Origin of the sequence: Sphingopyxis sp. A083, from assembly GCF_001468495.1 — a bacterium.
GTDB classification, from domain to species: domain Bacteria; phylum Pseudomonadota; class Alphaproteobacteria; order Sphingomonadales; family Sphingomonadaceae; genus Sphingopyxis; species Sphingopyxis terrae.
On sequence record NZ_LNSK01000001.1, the window covers coordinates 529,426 to 546,550 of the forward strand.

The window sequence follows — 17,125 nt, forward strand, 5'->3', positions numbered from 1 at the left end:
ATTTGCAAAGGATCGATCATGCCGCGCCATCTGGAATTCTTTTTCGACCTGTCGTCGCCCTGGACCTATCTGGCGTTCACCAACGTCCAGCCGCTGATCGCGCGCACCGGCGCCAGCGCGACCTTCCGGCCGATCCTGGTCGGCGGGGTGTTCAACGCGGTGAACCAATCGGTCTATGCGGCGCGCGAACAGAGCGACAATCGCAAGCTGCAACATAGCTGGAAAGTGCTGGGGGACTGGGCGCGGCTCGCGGGGGTGGAGATGAATTTCCCCTCCCGCTGGCATCCGGCAAAGAGCGTCGCGGCGATGCGCTTCGCCACCGCGCTCGAGCCCGATCAACCGGCGCTGATCGCCTTCGCCCGGGCGGCGTTCGAATCCTATTTCGGCGCGCAAGACAACCTCGACGACCCTGCGGTGCTCGAAGCGGCAGCAACGCGCGCGGGCCTCGACGGCGCGGCGATCCGCGATGCGGCGGCGAGCGATGCGGTCAAGGCGCGGCTGCGCGCCAATACCGACGAGGTGATCGCGCGCGGCGGCTATGGTTCGCCGTCGATGTTCGTCGACGGCGATGATATGTATTTCGGCAACGACCAACTGCCGCTCGTCGAAGCGGCGCTTTTGAAAGCCTGAGAGGAATCTCCATGCAGGACCGTATTTCGATCACCATGCTCGACGACGGCATCGCCGACGTCCGCCTGATCCGCACCGACAAGATGAACGCGCTCGACGGCGCGATGTGGGAGGCGCTTGCGGCGGCGGTCGACCAGCTCAAGGCGACCGCGGGGCTGCGCGTCGTCGTCCTGTCGGGCGAGGGGCGCGCCTTTTGCGCCGGACTCGATCTCTCCAGCCTCGGCGGCGAGCGTGATCCGGGCGCGAGCAGCGCCGGCGGCGGACTCGCCGAACGGACGCGCGGTCGTGCCAACAACGCGCAATATGCCGCCTGGGGCTGGCGCGAACTGCCGGTGCCGGTGATCGCGGCGGTACACGGCGTCGCCTTTGGCGCGGGCAGCCAGATCATGGCTGCCGCCGATATCCGCATCGTTCATCCCGATACGCGCATCGCGATCATGGAAATGCGCTGGGGCCTTGTCCCCGATGTCGCCGGCATGGCGCTATGGCGCACCCAGGTTGCCGACGACGTGCTGCGCGAGATGATCTACACCAACCGCGAATTCAACGGCGTAGAGGCGAAGGCGCTGGGCTTTGCGACGCATGTCGCCGAAGAACCGCTCGCCAAGGCGATGGAACTCGCGGCGGTGATCGCGGGCAAGAATCCGCATGCGATCCGCGGCGCCAAGCGGCTGTGCAACATGCTTGCCGACGCGAGCGATGCCGAAATCCTGCAGGCCGAAAGCGACGAACAGATAAAGGTCATCCGCACCCCCAATCAGATGGAGGCGGTGATGGCGCATATGCAGAAACGCAAGCCCGACTTCGCCGATTGATCGGAGGCGTCAGAGCATCGATTCGTCAGAGTAAGCGCAAGAACCGCGCCGCATTGCCCCAATCGGCGGCGCGGCGGTCGCGCGCCTTTTGCGCTTCGCTGTCGGCGCCCCAGCGGCGTTCCTGATACAGCTCGTCGAGGCTGACCGCCTCCCACAGCATGTCGGCGGCGAAGGCGTCTTCGACGAGCGCGAGCCCGGCGACGAGCGAACCGCCGATGGTGACGAGCGGCGACAGCGGCGCGAGGCGAAAGGGATCGAGCGCGTGCACCGCCTCGCGCAGCGCCGCCACCGTTGCGGCGGGCTGGTCGATCGGCAGCACGCCCTGCGCCAGCGCGAATTCGATGCCGTGCCGCGCCTCCGCCCAGGCGAGCAGCGGATTCCACGCCGCCGCCTGTTCGCTTTGCAGCGCGGCATCGCGGTCGTCGCGGTAGCAGAGAAGGTCGGTCTGGGCATAGGCGGCGATGGTCTCGGCAAAGGCCGCGCGGTCGCCCGTCGCCAGATCGATCGCGGCGTTGGCGATACCGGTCATCGGCATCGCCGCCGGATCGATGTCGCTGCCCTGCGCATTCCATTCGGCGGCGATCGCTTCGGCAAGCTCCTCGCTCGGCACCACCAGCGGCGCGCGCGCGGGGGTGCGCACCGGGCGCCCGTCAAGCGCGATGCCCCGGCCGCCGTCCTGCGGGACGGTCGTGGCAGTCTTCCAGAAGCGTTTCATGGCGCGGGCGGTGTCCGCCAGCTGCGCGCCAGGATGCGCGGCATGATTGCGAAATCGAACACGCCGGTCAGGACGACGATCACGCCGATCCAGCGATCGGTGGGCTGACCGGCGATGGCCCAGCCGCCCCGGATCAGCACGAAACCCGCCATGATGAAAAGCGCGCCGACGATTCGCATCGCCGACAGCGCGAAAAAGCGCTTCTTGGCCAGCCGGTCCTGTTCGTTGCTCATGCCCCCGCCTTATCGCCTGCGAGCTGGCGCATCAAATGCGCGAGGGCGCCGTGGCCCGTCCGCTCGATTCCCTCTGCCACGCGCTCGCGCTCGGCTGCATCCTTGTTCTGCGACAGTTTCACCGTCGGCCGCCATGCGCTGATCCGCATCTCGAAGCCGGTGATTGCGCCGGTCAACCGCGCGAAATGGTTGGCGTCCATCTTGGCGCGCGTCCACGGCGGATTTTCGCCGGCGCGTGCCTCGTGCAGCGTCGACAGCGTGTCGAGCTGCGCGACCAGTTCGGCATCCTCGAGCTTGCGCGCCACGCCTTCCATCTCGACCGCGACATAATTCCACGTCGGCACCGCGGTTGCGGCGTCGGCGTACCAGTTGGCGCTGACATAGGCATCGGGGCCCTGCACCACCGCGAGTGCCGGCGCGCCGGCAAGATGCTTCGTCAGCCCGTTACCGCGCGCGAGGTGGAATTGCAGCGTCGTCGCGTCGGCGCTGAGCACGACGGGCGCGTGGGCGACGCGTGGGCCGTCGGGCGTCGCCGCGAAAATGGCGGCAAAGCCGATTTCGCGCACCAGCAGCGCGGCGAGATCGTCCTGCCGGGGCCGGAACGCCGGATTGGGGTGCATCAGCGCGGCTTTCGCGGCGCCGGACCGCGGGCGCCCGTCTTGGCGGCTCCGGGCTTCGCGGCGCCGGGCTTCGCCGGGCCGCGCTTTGTGGGCGGTTTGCCGCCCGGCTTCGATGCGCCGGATTTCTCCGTCCCTGGTTTCGACTTAGCTGGTTTTGACTGGACCTTCGCCTCGGCACGGCCGCGCCGTTCGCCGCGTCTTGCCTTGCGCACCTGCTTCGCATGCGCCTTCGCCTTTGCCTTCTGCACCGTCTTGGTCGATGCGCGCGGCGCCTCTTCGGTCAGCAGGTCGCCGAGCAGCGGGTCGAAGCCCAGCGCTTCCAGGCTTTCGGCGAAATGCGGCGGCAGCGGCGCGCTGATGTCGATGGCGCCGCCATCGGGATGGTCGATGCGCAGCCGGCGGCTGTGCAGGTGCAGTTTGCGGCTGATCGTGCCCGTCAGGAACGCGCCCTTGCCGCCATATTTGCCGTCGCCGACGATCGGATGGCCGATCGCCGCCATATGGACGCGCAATTGATGCGTGCGGCCGGTCAGCGGCTGCAGTTCGACCCACGCCGCACTGTTGCCCGCGCGTTCGATGACGCGATAGCGCGATTTCGACGGCAGGCCTTTTTCGTCGACGTGCATCTTCTCGCCGCCCGATCCGGGTTGCTTGGCGAGCGGCAGGTCGATCTCGCCCTGCGCGATGTCGGGGACGCCGACAACGATCGCCCAATAGGTCTTGCGCGCGCTGCGGTTCGAAAAGGCCTTGGCGAACCAGGCAGCGGCGCGCGGGGTGCGCGCGACGAGCAGCGCGCCCGACGTATCCTTGTCGAGCCGGTGGACCAGCTTGGGGCGCACGGCGGCATCGCCCTGCAGGGCGCCGAGCAGGCCGTCGACATGACTGTCGGTCTTCGTTCCGCCCTGCGTCGCGAGGCCCGGCGGCTTGTCGAGCACCAGCGCGCTCTTGTCGCGGTGGATAACCATCGCTTCGGCGAGCGCGATATCGGCCGGCGACAGCGCTTTTTCCTTGCGCGGCCGGGGGCCGGATGGCGCCGCGGGCGGCACCGGCATCGCGATTGTCTGCCCCGCCTCGATCCGGTCCGAGACATCGGCCTTGCGCCCGTCGATGGTCAGCTCGCCCGACCGGGCCCAGCGCGCGATCAGCGCGTGGGGCGTGCCCGGCCGGTGCCGTTTGAACCAGCGGTCGAGGCGGATGCCGCCATCTTCTTCGGCGACAATGGCGCTGTCACCGCTCATGCCGGAAGCTGCCGCATCATGACCATTCCGACGCCGCACGCCGCAATGCCGATGATGACCGACGCGCCGACATAGGCCGCCGCCTGCGCCATCTGGCCCCGTTCGAACAAAGTCCAGAATTCCATGCTGAACGACGAGAAGGTGGTGAAGCCGCCCAGCACCCCGACGCCCAGGAACAGCCGGGCCTGATCGCTGCCGCCGCTGCGCGCGAGCCAGCCGATCAGCAGCCCCATCAGCAGGCTGCCGGCGATATTGACCGACAACGTCCACCAGGGAAAGCCGGGGCCAAGCCGCGCGAGCAGGATCTGGCCGACCAGGTGCCGCGCACCCGCGCCGATCGCACCGCCGACCATGACAGGGAAAAGTCCGTTCATCCGCTCGCCCTAGCCGCAAAAGCGCGTGGCGCAAAGCGGGCGATCGCCCGTTGGTGGTCGCATCGCTCCCTGTCGGCGACCGGGATCGTCGCCAAGGGGGCTTGACGATGAGAACAAAACATGTCCAGATCGGACCTTCTTCCCGTCCGTCGGCGCGCGTCGACTCAGGCTATCGTCGTGCTTGGGTCCGTTTTGGCGGCAAATGGGAACGAACAAAAGGTGAATATAGCCGCTGTGACGGCATAGTTGTACCGCGATGGACCAGGGCGACAGGGAAGGGCGTCGAAATGGAACAGATGATCGATATGCGACCGGCGGAACCGGTCTTTCCTTTAGGGCTGAACGAAACGCGGACGGCATGGTCGGCGCCGCGCGACGAAGGGGCGCCGGCGCGCCTGCTTTTCGTCGGCTGCGATGCGGCCTGTCCCGACGTTGACCGTGTCGCGGGGGTGCGGCTTGTCGCGGCGGTGCCTTCGATGCGCGCCGCAGGGCATCTGCGCGCGATGATCGCCGCCGACATATTGTGGATCGCCGGAGCGGAGGCGATCGAGAGCGAAACCTTCTCCGACCTGATGGCGGCGGCGGCCGAACGGCAATGCGGCCTTGTCTGCGAAACGACGCTTGCCGCGCTCGATCGCGTCGCCGCTGCCGTGCCTGACGCTTTGCGCACCCAATGGCTGGTCGATGCCGACCCCGCCGAACGCCTCGTCGCGCTTGCCGCAGCGCGCCCGTCGGCGCGGCTCGCCGTCCACGATATTTCGCGCGACGAGGCGATGGAGCGGATCGACCGGTTGCAGGATGAGGTGGCGCGCATTTCGCGTCTGCTGGGCGAACTCGCGGGGCAGCCGGGACTGGCGGGGGCGCCGCGCCCGGGTGGCGGCATCGTCGGCTATGACGCCGGCGTGCGCGCGCCGACGCGCGATTTTTCGGTGATGCCGCGCAGTTTCGAACCCGAAGAGCGCACCCGCGACCGTCAGCGCGCCAAGGCGGTGCGCCACATGCTGCGCCAGCGCCGGATGCGCGAGCAATATTTCGCCGCCGATCTGTTCGCCGATCCCGCCTGGGACATGCTGCTCGATCTCTATGCGGCGCGGCTCGAGCGGCAGCCGGTGTCGGTGTCGAGCTTGTGCATCGCCGCCGCGGTCCCCGCGACGACGGCGCTGCGCTGGATCAAGACGATGACCGACGCCGGCATTTTCCTGCGCGAGGCCGATCCGCAGGACGGACGGCGCATCTTCATTGCGCTGTCCGACGGCGCGAACGAGGCGATGGCGCGCTATTTCGAGGCGCTCGACGAATAGGCGTCGGCGCGCCCGGGGGAGAGGGCCTTCAAACGCGAAAGGGGCGCGGCCCCCCGGCTACGCCCCTTTCCCCCCTCAACCCCTTCCTCTGGTGGAAGGGGCAAACTTTGTTCAGCGCGCGGCCATGCGCACCGGCTTGCCCGCCGATGCCCACTGGATCGCCTCGCTGCCGCCCATTTCGCGGACGAAGCAGCTCTGGCCCTGGGCCTTGAGGCTGCTGCACAGCTTCACGGCGTCGGCGCGCGAGCCGAGACCGTTGACCGTCAGGCGGAAGAAGGTGCGGCCATCGACGACCGCCGAATGGCTCGAAGCCGGATAAGCGGCCAGCACGCCGTTGCGTTTTTTCAACACGCCCCATTTTTCCTTGGCGATGCCCAGGCTGTCATAGGCGCCGAGCTGAACGGCCCAGCCCTGCGGCTTGGCAGCATCGAAGGCGGCGACGCGCGGCATGACCTTGGCGGCCAGTTCCTTCGCTTCGGGCGACGGCTTGCGAACATAATCGCCCGCGACGCGCGGTGCGGCACGATAGGGCTTGGCGTCGGCCATGATGACCGGCGCGGCCTTGGGCTGCGGCAGATCGGTGACCGGCACGACGCCATTGGCGTCGCGTTGCGGCATCGGCAGTTCGACCGTGCGGATCGCGCTGTCGGCACTGGCGAGCAGCGGCGGCGGCGGCGCAAACTGATCGACCGGCGCGGGATCGGCGCTCGCCAGAACCGGGGCGTCGGTGGCCGGCGCGGTGTCGGCGGCGGCCATCTGCGTACCGGCGAAATTGCTGAGCGCAAGGCGCACCGGCATCCCGGCATCCTGTTGCGGCGTCGTGCCGATCAGGCTCGCGACGCGAAGCTGCGAATTGGGTTGTTCGGCCAGTTTCGACCATTCGGCCATGCGCGTTTCCACCTTCGCGAGCGACAGATCCTGCGACGCGACGATGCGCGCCTGCGCCCAGCGGCCCGACAGGGCAAGCGCCAGCGCCAGATTCTGCCGCGTGCGCGCGGTCGCGCCTTCGGCGCGCGCGGCTTCGGTCAGGATATAGATCGCCGATTCGGTGTCGCCCGCCAGCGCGAGCGCGAGGCCGAGGTCGGGGGCCGGAACGGTATCGAAATTTTCCTTGAGCAGCGACACCGCCTGCGATGTCTTGCCCTGCGCGATGTGCGCCAGCGTCATCGCCAGCACCGTGTTGCTGTCCTTGACGCCCAGCTCCATCGCTTCCGACAGGGCGTCGGTCGCCGAGGCGAAGCGTCCGTCGTTCAGATAGGCCTGGCCGAGCAGCGCGCGGTAATGGCCGTCGCGCGGGCTTGCCGCGACCGCGGCTTCGGCAAGACCGACCGCCTTGCTGACCTTGCCGTCCTCAAGGGCGGCACGCGCCTTCTCGGCCGACGCGGCGGCAACCTCGGGCTTGCCCGCGGCATCGTTCGGCCCCGCGGCGACCTTGCCGGGTGCGGCGCACCCGGTCGTGGTAACGCCCAGGACAAAGCCCGAAACGGCCAGCTTCATCAGCATGTTGCGGTTCATGTCAGGTCCCCCCTTATCTGGTCCGGATCAGGCCGACTTGCGCAGCGGGCGCGCGGCGGGCAGGCGGCTCGCCATCGCGTCGATTTCGGGCAAGGCCGACAGATAATCGTCGAGCAGTTCGGTCAGGATCGTCTGCGCCGACCGGTTGGTCACCGCACTCGCAAGGCGCAGGCGCAAATGGCGTTCGGCGTCGAGGCGGAGCGTGAACGCCGCCTTTTCGCGGGCGCGCTGCGTTCGCGGCGCCTTGTCTTTCTTCGCCTTGGGTTCGGGCCGCGCCTCGACCTTGCGGGCGACGGCCGCGACGCGCTCGATCAGCGATTCCTGCTGGCGAACGATTTCGGGAATTTCGACTGCTTCGGGAGCAATGTCGGCCGCGGGCGCGCCCGTCAGATCGACCGGCGTCGGATCGAGCGGCGCCATGTCGGCGGGCGTCAGGTCGGCCGTTTCTTCGGCGATCAGCTCGTGGCCGGTGCTGGCGTCGACCGCATGTTCGGCGGCGGCATTATGATCGAGCACCGATCCGGCGAGCAGCGGCTTCAGATCGACCATGCGTGCCGGTTCCGACGACTGCTGCGGATCGACATCATAGCCCATGTCGTTCCAGCCCAGATCGTCATAGCCCTGCTGACCGAAGGTCGCGGCGGGGCCGCTGCCGAGCGGCTGGCGGCGCATGGCAGGCCGTGCAGCGCCCTTGCGGGCCAGTAGCCCGGCGCTCAGCGATGCGAGGGGTTTGGGTTCGCCCATTTTTTCTACTCCCCCGTTCACTGGCCGGCCATGCGGCGGCCGAAACCGCCGCCCATCGGGCGGACGGTGCCGTAGCCGGGCTGTGCCGGCATCGGAGCGGAGAAGACGGTACGGCGGAAATTCTTTTCCAGCCGGTCGTTGATGTAGGTCCAGAGCTGGCGGATCTCGTCGGCCGAACGGCTGTTCGGATCGACCTCCATCACCGTGCGGCCATCGATCATCGAAGCCGCATAATCGGTGCGATGGTGCAGTGTCACCGGCGCGACGGTGCCGTGCTGCGACAGCGCAACCGCCGCTTCGCTGGTGATCTTGGCTTTCGGGGTTGCCGCGTTGACGACGAACACCAGCGGCTTGCCCGCGCGTTCGCACAGGTCGACGGTGGCACCGACGGCGCGCAGGTCGTGCGGGCTCGGACGCGTCGGGACGACGATCAGTTCGGCGACCGAAATCACGCTCTGGATCGCCATGGTGATCGCGGGCGGCGTGTCGATGACCGCGAGCTTGAAGCCCTGCTGGCGCAAAATCTCGAGATCGGAGGCCAGCCGCGCGACGGTCGTTTGCGCAAAGGCCGGCAGATCGGTCTCGCGTTCGTTCCACCAGTCGGCCAGCGAACCCTGCGGATCGATGTCGATCAGGACGACCGGACCGGCGCCTGCAAGCTGGGCCTGCACCGCCAGATGCCCCGACAGGGTCGTCTTGCCCGACCCGCCCTTTTGTGAAGCCAATGCCAGAACGCGCACTGCTGTCCCCCTGAAAAAATCAACGAATTGGCGGGGGAATGCCATGCAGGGAGCTAAAATTGGGTTAACGATGATAAAAAGAAGGTGAACGAATTGCGCAGAAACCTGGTTAACAAGACGTCAGCAACGACCTGTACCGAAGCGGGGCAACTTCGGTCCGCCCGGCCCCTATGCTAAGGGGCTGTTAGCCATTTGGGGTTAGGACCGGCTCCCGCGACTGCCGCCCGCCCGGTGCGGCGCAAGTCATTGGAGAATAAGATGCGTTCATTTCGCACCGCGCTGCGCCTCGCGCTTCCGATCGCTTCGGCCCTTGCGCTCGCGATGCCCGCACAAGCCGATGTCAAGGATGGCGTCGATGCGTGGCAGGCTGGCGATTTCGCGAAGGCGGTGGCCGAATGGCGGCCGCTGGCGCTCGCCGGCGATGCCGATGCGCAGTTCAATCTGGGACAGGCGTACAAGCTCGGGCGCGGCGTGCCCGTCGATCTGACGCAGGCCGAAAGCTGGTATCGCCGCGCCGCAAAACAGGGCCATCTGCAGGCCGAGGATAATCTCGGCCTCGTCATCTTCACCGCCGGGCGGCAAAAGGAAGCCATGCCCTATATCATCCGCTCGGCCGAACGCGGTGAGCCGCGCGCGCAATATGTGCTCGGCACCGCGCTGTTCAACGGCGACCTCATCGCCAAGGACTGGCCGCGCAGCTACGCGTTGACCAAGCGCGCGAGCGACGCCGGACTGACCGTCGCTTCGGCGCGCCTGGTCCAGCTCGACCAGCTCGTCCCGCTCGATCAGCGCCAGCGCGGGCTGGCGATGCTGCCGCAGATGGAAAAGGACGAAACGCGCGCGCGGCTCGCGGCGGTCAGTGCCGGCGCCCCGGAGCCCGATGCAGCGCCCGCGCCGACGATCCGCACCGCCAGCCTGCCGGCCTCCGAACCGGGCGCGAGCTATACGCCGCCGCCGCTCATCGAGCCGCAGCCCTCCGCCGCGAAGCCCGCCAAGGCGCGCGACGCCGCCACCGCCGCGAGCGAAGCGACCGCCGATGCCGTCGCCGCGACGGCCGCCGCCAAGCCGGGGACCAGCTATGCTGCGCCGCCGCTGGCGGGCCCGCTGCCGGCAACCCCGGCCGCGGCTCCGGCGCCCAAGCGTATCCGCGTCGAACCGGCGGCGACGCCCGATGCCGCGCCCAAGCCCGCGCCGGTGCGCGCCGCAACTGCCGGCCCCTGGCGCGCACAGCTCGGCGCCTTTGCGGTTGATGGCAACGCGAAGAAATTGTGGGCGGCGCTGGCGCGCAAATATCCCGCCGTCGCGGCCCAGACCCCCGCCTATGTCAAGGCGGGGTCGGTCACGCGGCTTCACGCCACCGGCTTTGCAACCCGCGCCGATGCCCAAGGCTTTTGCGCTACGCTCCAGAAAAGCGGACAGGCCTGCCTCGTCATCGACAAATAGCCGTCGGCGCGGCAGGCCCGCTTCGCGTTACCTCAACTCGCTTCAGGGTAGCCGCTTGATTGCGGGCGGCGTCCAGCGGCCTTCGCGCGCCGCGCGCTCGGGCAGATAGAGGCGCAGGTTCATCGAAAAGGACCCGGCGGGTGCGGGCAGCCAGTTGGCCTGTTTGTCGGCGCCGGGGTCATCCTTCTGGATATAGAGGTCGAGCGATCCGTCGGCATTGAACGCCAGCTTGTCGCGATCGCCGATCGCATAGCGGTCGATCGGATTGTCGACGAAGAACTGATCTTCGCCATTCATGGTCAGCGACCAGAAGGCGTCGGCGGGCGGAAGCTGGTCCTTGTCGAAATGCAGCACATAGCTTGCGGCACCGGTCAGCGGCTTGCCCTCGCTGTCGAGCGGCGCCATCGGGTAGATGGCTTCCTCGGGCGGCAGCGCACCCAGCCCGGCATAGGCAACGAAGGCGCGTTGCAGATAGTCATTGCCATAAACGCCCAGCGCATTGCCCAGCGCGACCCAATTGTTGCGCGTCAGCGCCAGCCGTTTACGGCGATCGAGCATCCGCTGATAGGCGTCGGCCGCGGCGCGCGTCAGGCCGCGCTGGACCGCCGGATCGGCCTTGGTGAGGTCGAAATCCTGCCCCGGAACCAGCCCCACGCGCTCCATGCGCAGCAGGATCGCGTAATCGGTCGCGTGCGGCGGATTGCGCTTCATCACCTCGGCGAAGCGCGCGAAAAAGGCGCCGGGCGTCATCTGTGCGACCTGGACCACCGGCGGCGTCTTCATGTCGACGCTGCTGTCGACCGTCGGCATCGTGGCGGCGCGCGGTTTGCCCCATTGCGACAGCGGTGCGGCGTCATATCCGGCCTGCAGGCCGTGGACATGGTCGTAATCGGCGGGGCCGTTGGTCTGGATGCGTCCGATGATCCACCCCATGTCGGTCGGGCTGCGCACCATCCGCATCCCCTGGGGCAGCTTGCCCTGCCAGTGCGGGCCGACCAGCGCGACGGTGCCGCCGTCATTACCCGTCGTGCGTGTGCCCAGCGTTGCGAACACTTCGGTCCACATGTCCATGATCGGCACGACATGATAGCGGCCGGCGGTCTTCGGCAGCGTCAGGACAAGCGGCTCCTTGCCCACGTCATACCATAGCGAGGAATAGAGCGTGTCGGCATTGGGCCGCACGACATCCTTGAAGGTCGCGTCGGGATAGGTCCGCATGTGCGAGAAATCGTTCATCGGCGCGCGCAGCCGGCCGGGCGCGCCGGCATTGGTCGAGACGCGTCGGGTCGTGTCCATCAGCACCATCGGATAGCCATAGGTATAGGCGTCGAGGCCGATCTCGTAGGCCTCCTCCTCGCTCGCCGGAGCCGCCTGCACGGCCGTGCCCGACAGCGTGCTCGCGAGCATCGCCAGCAGCGCCAACAGATATTTCATCGCACCTCACTCCTCTTTCCACTTTGCGTGGATGCCGTAGCGGGGCGGGCGGGTGCAGTCTGTCATCGGGCCGACAATCTCGTTGGGAAAATTGCCGCCGCAGCCTACTATGCGCGCCGGGAGGACGGGTGATGGCGTCGCGGTCGCGGGAAAGCGTGGGGGAAGGCACAGCGCCGGCGCACGGCGACCGGCTGGCCGTGCTGCGCCGCTGCCCGCTCTTCGCTGCCTGGCCGGAGGCGCGGCTTGCCGACCTTGCCCGCATCGCGCGCACCGCCGACTATCCGCGCGGCGCCGAAATCTTCGCGCGCGATCCCGAACAACGCGACATTTTCGTGATCGCGGCGGGCGGGGTCGAGGTCAGCCGCGGCAGCGCCGCCGGACGCAAGTTCGTGCTCAGCCTGTCGGGGCCGTTCGAGGTGCTCGCGCTTGTTCGCCTGCTCGACGATCCGCCGATCCGCTTCGCCTACCGCGCGCATATGGATACGACGCTGTTGCATCTGCCGGTCGCCGGGCTGCGCGCGATCCTCGACGCCGATCCGATCCTGTGGCGCGACATCGCGCTGCTGATGTGCGCGCGGCAGGGTGACAGTCTGCGGCTGCTCAACGACCAGCAGCTCGGATCGCTCGACCAGCGCATGGCGTGGACGCTCGCCGACCTCGCGCGCATCCACGGCATCGCGGGCGAACAGGGGACCGACGTGGGCTTGCGATTGCCGCAGGAGCAATTGGGCGCGATGCTCGGCGTCACGCGCCAGAGCGTGAACAAGCTGTTGCGCGGCTTCGAGGAGGCGGGGCTGATCGCCATCGATTACAACCGCATCACCATCCGCGATCCCGTGGCGCTCGATCGCCTCGCGGCGCGGCGCGATTAGGCGACCCGCCCCGGCACCGCCGACAAAAAAAGGGGCCGCAAGGCCCCTTTTCGATCCGGCAAGCGACGCGCGGCGTCAGCCGGCGATATGTTCGGCGAGGACGGTGAGGCCGGCTTCGTTCACTTCGGCAAAGCCGCCTTCGACCTCGATCGTTTCGGGCTGGGCGCCGTTCGTCGCATAGATGGTCAGCGGGCCGTTCCGCAGCGTCGCCATGAAGGGCGCATGGCCTTCGAGCACCGAGAAATCGCCTTCGCTGCCCGGCACGGTGACCATATAGACGTCGCTCGACCGCTCGAGGCGGGCGGGGGGAACGAGTTCGAACTTCAGAGCCATATCTCTATTCCTACAACCCCTCCCCCGAAAGGGAGGGGCCGCTATCCTCAGGCCGCGTCTTCGGCGAGCTTCGCGGCCTTGGCGACCGCTTCGTCGATACCGCCGACCATGTAGAAGGCCGCTTCGGGCAGATGGTCATATTCGCCGTCGACGACGGCCTTGAACGACTTCACCGTTTCCTCGATCGGCACGAACTTGCCGGGGATGCCGGTGAAGACTTCGGCGACGTGGAACGGCTGCGACAGGAAGCGCTGGATCTTGCGTGCGCGGGCGACGACCAGCTTATCTTCTTCCGAAAGCTCGTCCATGCCCAGGATCGCGATGATGTCCTGCAGCGACTTGTACTTCTGCAGCGTTTCCTGAACGCGGCGCGCGGTTTCGTAATGCTCCTGGCCGACGGTCGCGGCGGTCAGAACGCGGCTGGTCGAATCGAGCGGGTCGACCGCGGGATAGATGCCAAGTTCCGAAATCGCGCGGCTCAGCGTCGTGGTCGCGTCCAAGTGAGCGAACGAGGTGGCGGGAGCCGGGTCGGTCAAGTCGTCCGCGGGGACGTAAATGGCCTGCACCGAGGTGATCGAGCCCTTGGTGGTCGAGGTGATGCGTTCCTGCAGCGCGCCCATGTCGGTCGACAGCGTCGGCTGGTAACCCACGGCCGAGGGAATACGGCCGAGCAGCGCCGACACTTCCGAACCCGCCTGGGTAAAGCGGAAGATGTTGTCGACGAAGAACAGAACGTCCTGGCCTTCCTGGTCGCGGAAATATTCGGCCATCGTCAGACCCGACAGCGCGACGCGGGCGCGGGCGCCCGGGGGTTCGTTCATCTGGCCGAACACCAGCGCCACTTTCGAGCCGTCGGGGGTCGGGTTGCCGTCGGCGTCCTTGGCGATAACGCCGGCGTCGAGGAATTCGTGGTACAGGTCGTTGCCTTCGCGGGTGCGTTCACCGACGCCCGCGAACACCGACACGCCGCCGTGGCCCTTGGCGATGTTGTTGATCAGTTCCTGAATAAGAACGGTCTTGCCGACCCCGGCGCCGCCGAACAGGCCGATCTTGCCGCCCTTGGCGTAGGGCGCGATCAGGTCGATGACCTTGATGCCGGTGACCAGGATCGCCGCTTCGGTCGACTGGTCAACGAATTCGGGAGCCTTGGCGTGGATCGGCGCGGTCATGTCGCTGTTCACCGGGCCGCGCTCGTCGATCGGGTCGCCGATGACGTTGAGGATGCGGCCGAGCGTCTGCGGGCCGACGGGAACCGAAATCTGCGCGCCGGTGTCGCGAACCGGCTGGCCGCGGGTCAGGCCGTCGGTCGCGTCCATCGCGATGGTGCGGACGGTGTTTTCACCGAGGTGCTGCGCGACTTCGAGAACGAGGCGGTTGCCGTTGTTGTCGGTTTCCAGCGCGTTCAGAATGGCGGGCAGGGTGCCGGTGAACTGGACGTCGACGACGGCGCCGATGACCTGTGCGACGCGGCCGGTCGCGGTGCCGGTGGCAGCGGCCTTCGGCGCAGCGGCCTTCTTCGGCGCAGCAGCCTTGGGCGCGGCGGCCTTCTTGGCGGGAGCCTTCTTTTCAGCGGGAGCGGTAGCCATGGTCTTCTTCCTTGGGTTGATCGATTAGAGCGCTTCGGCGCCCGCGATAATCTCGATAAGTTCGGTGGTGATCGCCGCCTGACGCGTGCGGTTGTAAACGATGGTCAGCTTGTTGATCAGCTCGCCCGCGTTGCGCGTCGCATTGTCCATCGCGGTCATCGACGCGCCCTGTTCGGACGCGGCGTTTTCAAGGAGGCCCTTGAAGATCTGGATGGTGACGTTGCGCGGCAAGAGGTCGGCAAGGATCTCTTCCTCGCCCGGTTCATATTCGACCGCGGCGCCGCTCGACGCCGGAACGTCGGCCGGCGGCGGAACCGGGATCATCTGCTGGCCGGTCGCGATCTGGAGCAGCGCCGAGCGGAACTTCGAATAGAAGAGGTGCGCGACGTCGAAGGCGCCGGCTTCGTAAAGCTCCATCACCTTCGCCGAAATCTCGTTCGCCTGATCGAAGCCGATATCGCGGATGCCGGTCGTTTCATACTGCTCGATGATCTGACCGGGGAAGAGGCGGGCGATCACCGGCCGGCCCTTGCGGCCGACGAGGAAGAAGCGAACCGTCTTGCCTTCGGCCTGCAGCGCCAAAGCCTTGTCGCGTGCCGCCTTGACGATGTTCGAGTTGAACGCGCCGGCAAGGCCGCGGTCGCTGTTGAGCACGACGAGAAGGTGCGTGTCGCTCTTGCCGGTGCCCGACAGCAGCTTGGGCGCCGAATCCGACGCGCCGACCTTGGAGGCGAGGCTGGCGACGACGCCTTCGAGCCGCTCGGCGTAAGGACGCGCAGCTTCGGCCGCGGCCTGCGCCTTGCGCAGCTTTGCGGCGGCGACCATCTTCTTGGCCTTGGTGATCTTCTGGGTCGATTTGACCGAGACGATCCGCCCTTTGAGTTCCTTCAGACTGGCCATAAGTCCCGTCTTTTACCTTTTTTCCGTCATCCCGGCGAAGGCCGGGATCTCACCGTCGAGACCCCGGCCTTCGCCGGGGTGACGAGGTGGGTGGATTACGCGAAAATCTTGGCGAAGGCGTCGAGCGCCGCGACCAGGCTCTTCTTGGTGTCGTCGCCAAGATCCTTGGTGTCGCGGATCGCCTTCAGCACATCGGCATGGTCGCTGCGCAGATAGGCGAGCATCGCCGCTTCGTAGCGCGACACGTCGGTCGTCGCGACAGCGTCGAGATAGCCGTTGGTGCCGGCAAAGATCGACGCGGTCTGCTCTTCGAACGGCATCGGCTGGAACTGCGGCTGCTTCAAGAGCTGCGTCAGGCGCGCACCGCGGTTGAGCAGCTTCTGCGTCGAGGCGTCGAGGTCCGAACCGAACTGCGCGAAGGCTTCCATTTCGCGATACTGTGCGAGCTCGAGCTTGATCGAGCCCGACACCTTCTTCATCGCCTTGGTCTGCGCGGCCGAGCCGACGCGGCTCACCGACAGGCCGACGTTGATCGCCGGACGGATACCCGCGTTGAACAGGTTGGTTTCGAGGAAGATCTGGCCGTCGGTGATCGAAATCACGTTGGTCGGGATGTACGCGGAAACGTCACCCGCCTGCGTTTCGATGATCGGCAGCGCGGTAAGCGAGCCCGAACCATTGTCGCTGTTCATCTTCGCAGCGCGCTCGAGCAGGCGGCTGTGCAGATAGAAAACGTCGCCCGGATAGGCTTCGCGGCCCGGCGGGCGGCGGAGCAGCAGCGACATCTGGCGGTAAGCAACGGCCTGCTTCGACAGATCGTCATAGACGATCACGGCGTGCATGCCGTTGTCGCGGAAGAACTCGCCCATCGTCACGCCGGCATAGGGGGCGAGATACTGGAGCGGCGCGGGTTCCGACGCAGTCGCGGCGACGACGATCGAATATTCCATCGCGCCATTTTCTTCGAGCTGGCGGACGATCTGCGCGACGGTCGAACGCTTCTGACCGACGGCGACGTAGATGCAGTACAGCTTCTTCGATTCGTCGTCGCCGGCGTTGACCTGCTTCTGGTTGATGAAGGTGTCGATCGCGACGGCGGTCTTGCCGGTCTGACGGTCACCGATGATCAGTTCGCGCTGGCCGCGGCCGACGGGGACGAGCGCGTCGAGCGCCTTGAGGCCGGTCTGGACGGGTTCGTGAACCGAGGTGCGCGGGATGATGCCCGGCGCCTTGACTTCGACGCGCATGCGCTTGTCGGCCTTGATCGGGCCCTTGCCGTCGATCGGGTTGCCGAGGCCATCGACGACGCGACCGAGCAGGCCCTTGCCGACGGGGACGTCGACGATCGTGCCGGTGCGCTTGACGGTGTCGCCTTCCTTGATCTCGCTGTCCGAGCCGAAGATCACGATGCCGACATTGTCGGCTTCGAGGTTGAGCGCCATGCCCTTCACGCCATTGGCGAATTCGACCATCTCGCCGGCCTGGACATTGTCGAGGCCATAGACGCGGGCGATGCCGTCACCGACGGAGAGCACCGAACCGATTTCGCTGACCGTGGCGTCGGTCCCGAAATTGGCGATCTGGTCCTTGATGACCTTGCTGATTTCAGCGGCGCGGATTTCCATTATTCAG

Annotated in this window: 18 protein-coding genes; 5 read left to right on the forward strand and 13 right to left on the reverse strand. The window is 67.2% G+C overall.

Features of this window, described 5'->3' with window-relative positions:
* The first annotated feature begins 18 nt into the window (after nt 1-18).
* Together ATE59_RS02560 and ATE59_RS02565 are read left to right on the forward strand one after the other, a co-directional pair.
* Complete coding sequence (locus tag ATE59_RS02560) at nt 19-630, forward strand: 2-hydroxychromene-2-carboxylate isomerase (RefSeq protein WP_058811074.1); 612 nt, start codon at nt 19-21, stop codon at nt 628-630.
* 11 nt (nt 631-641) lie between these two features.
* Complete coding sequence (locus ATE59_RS02565) at nt 642-1,445, forward strand: crotonase/enoyl-CoA hydratase family protein (RefSeq protein ID WP_058811075.1); 804 nt, start codon at nt 642-644, stop codon at nt 1,443-1,445.
* Nucleotides 1,446-1,470: 25 nt separating this feature from the next.
* Here the strand turns inward: ATE59_RS02565 and ATE59_RS02570 are convergent, their stop codons facing one another.
* Genes ATE59_RS02570 through crcB form a run of 5 tightly spaced genes read right to left on the reverse strand, consistent with a single transcriptional unit; the run spans nt 1,471 to nt 4,625 of the window.
* Entirely contained in the window at nt 1,471-2,160 is a 690-nt protein-coding gene (locus tag ATE59_RS02570; protein ID WP_058811076.1) for an ATP12 family chaperone protein, read from the reverse strand.
* Nucleotides 2,157-2,393, reverse strand: a complete 237-nt coding sequence (locus ATE59_RS02575; protein ID WP_058811077.1) for a hypothetical protein — start codon at nt 2,391-2,393, stop codon at nt 2,157-2,159. The genes ATE59_RS02570 and ATE59_RS02575 overlap by 4 nt, the downstream gene beginning before the upstream one ends.
* On the reverse strand, nt 2,390-3,013 hold the full coding sequence (locus tag ATE59_RS02580; RefSeq protein WP_058811078.1) for an FMN-binding negative transcriptional regulator: 624 nt from the start codon (nt 3,011-3,013) through the stop codon (nt 2,390-2,392). Before ATE59_RS02580 ends, ATE59_RS02575 begins: the two co-directional genes overlap by 4 nt.
* Entirely contained in the window at nt 3,013-4,251 is a 1,239-nt protein-coding gene (locus ATE59_RS02585; RefSeq protein ID WP_058811079.1) for an RluA family pseudouridine synthase, read from the reverse strand. The genes ATE59_RS02580 and ATE59_RS02585 overlap by 1 nt, the downstream gene beginning before the upstream one ends.
* Nucleotides 4,248-4,625: a fluoride efflux transporter CrcB gene (gene crcB / locus ATE59_RS02590; RefSeq protein WP_058811080.1), complete on the reverse strand. Its 378-nt coding sequence runs from the start codon at nt 4,623-4,625 to the stop codon at nt 4,248-4,250. The genes ATE59_RS02585 and crcB overlap by 4 nt, the downstream gene beginning before the upstream one ends.
* Before the next feature lie 287 nt (nt 4,626-4,912).
* Between crcB and ATE59_RS02595 the strand changes: the two genes are divergently transcribed.
* The gene (locus ATE59_RS02595; protein WP_058811081.1) at nt 4,913-5,926 is read left to right on the forward strand and encodes a hypothetical protein; all 1,014 of its coding nucleotides are present in this window, start codon (nt 4,913-4,915) and stop codon (nt 5,924-5,926) included.
* 111 nt (nt 5,927-6,037) lie between these two features.
* Here ATE59_RS02595 and ATE59_RS02600 read toward each other — a convergent pair whose 3' ends face one another.
* The 3 genes from ATE59_RS02600 to ATE59_RS02610 are packed head-to-tail and all read right to left on the reverse strand — an operon-like array spanning nt 6,038 to nt 8,925.
* Nucleotides 6,038-7,441 (reverse strand): SPOR domain-containing protein, encoded by a 1,404-nt coding sequence (locus tag ATE59_RS02600; RefSeq protein WP_058811082.1) that lies wholly within the window; start codon nt 7,439-7,441, stop codon nt 6,038-6,040.
* A 27-nt stretch (nt 7,442-7,468) separates the two neighbouring features.
* A complete protein-coding gene (locus tag ATE59_RS02605) occupies nt 7,469-8,185 on the reverse strand; it encodes a hypothetical protein (RefSeq protein WP_058811083.1) in 717 nt (238 codons plus the stop codon).
* Between the two features lie 17 nt (nt 8,186-8,202).
* Nucleotides 8,203-8,925 (reverse strand): ParA family protein, encoded by a 723-nt coding sequence (locus ATE59_RS02610; protein ID WP_003048766.1) that lies wholly within the window; start codon nt 8,923-8,925, stop codon nt 8,203-8,205.
* 258 nt (nt 8,926-9,183) lie between these two features.
* On the opposite strand from ATE59_RS02610, the gene ATE59_RS02615 reads away from it, so the two are divergent.
* Entirely contained in the window at nt 9,184-10,368 is a 1,185-nt protein-coding gene (locus ATE59_RS02615) for an SPOR domain-containing protein (RefSeq protein WP_058811084.1), read from the forward strand.
* Between the two features lie 42 nt (nt 10,369-10,410).
* Here the strand turns inward: ATE59_RS02615 and ATE59_RS02620 are convergent, their stop codons facing one another.
* Nucleotides 10,411-11,802, reverse strand: a complete 1,392-nt coding sequence (locus tag ATE59_RS02620; protein ID WP_058811085.1) for a DUF1254 domain-containing protein — start codon at nt 11,800-11,802, stop codon at nt 10,411-10,413.
* Nucleotides 11,803-11,933: 131 nt separating this feature from the next.
* Here ATE59_RS02620 and ATE59_RS02625 point away from each other — a divergent pair, with 131 nt between their 5' ends.
* The gene (locus ATE59_RS02625) at nt 11,934-12,674 is read left to right on the forward strand and encodes a Crp/Fnr family transcriptional regulator (protein ID WP_156416693.1); all 741 of its coding nucleotides are present in this window, start codon (nt 11,934-11,936) and stop codon (nt 12,672-12,674) included.
* Between the two features lie 75 nt (nt 12,675-12,749).
* On the opposite strand, the gene ATE59_RS02630 is transcribed toward ATE59_RS02625, so the two are convergent.
* The 4 genes from ATE59_RS02630 to atpA all read right to left on the reverse strand — a co-directional run bounded on the left by ATE59_RS02630 (nt 12,750) and on the right by atpA (nt 17,118).
* Entirely contained in the window at nt 12,750-13,007 is a 258-nt protein-coding gene (locus tag ATE59_RS02630; RefSeq protein ID WP_058811087.1) for an ATP synthase F1 subunit epsilon, read from the reverse strand.
* A gap of 47 nt (nt 13,008-13,054) precedes the next feature.
* Nucleotides 13,055-14,593 (reverse strand): F0F1 ATP synthase subunit beta, encoded by a 1,539-nt coding sequence (gene atpD / locus ATE59_RS02635; RefSeq protein ID WP_003043392.1) that lies wholly within the window; start codon nt 14,591-14,593, stop codon nt 13,055-13,057.
* 24 nt (nt 14,594-14,617) lie between these two features.
* Complete coding sequence (locus ATE59_RS02640) at nt 14,618-15,493, reverse strand: F0F1 ATP synthase subunit gamma (protein WP_003043390.1); 876 nt, start codon at nt 15,491-15,493, stop codon at nt 14,618-14,620.
* A gap of 95 nt (nt 15,494-15,588) precedes the next feature.
* Complete coding sequence (gene atpA, locus ATE59_RS02645) at nt 15,589-17,118, reverse strand: F0F1 ATP synthase subunit alpha (protein ID WP_058811088.1); 1,530 nt, start codon at nt 17,116-17,118, stop codon at nt 15,589-15,591.
* Nucleotides 17,119-17,125: the final 7 nt, after the last annotated feature.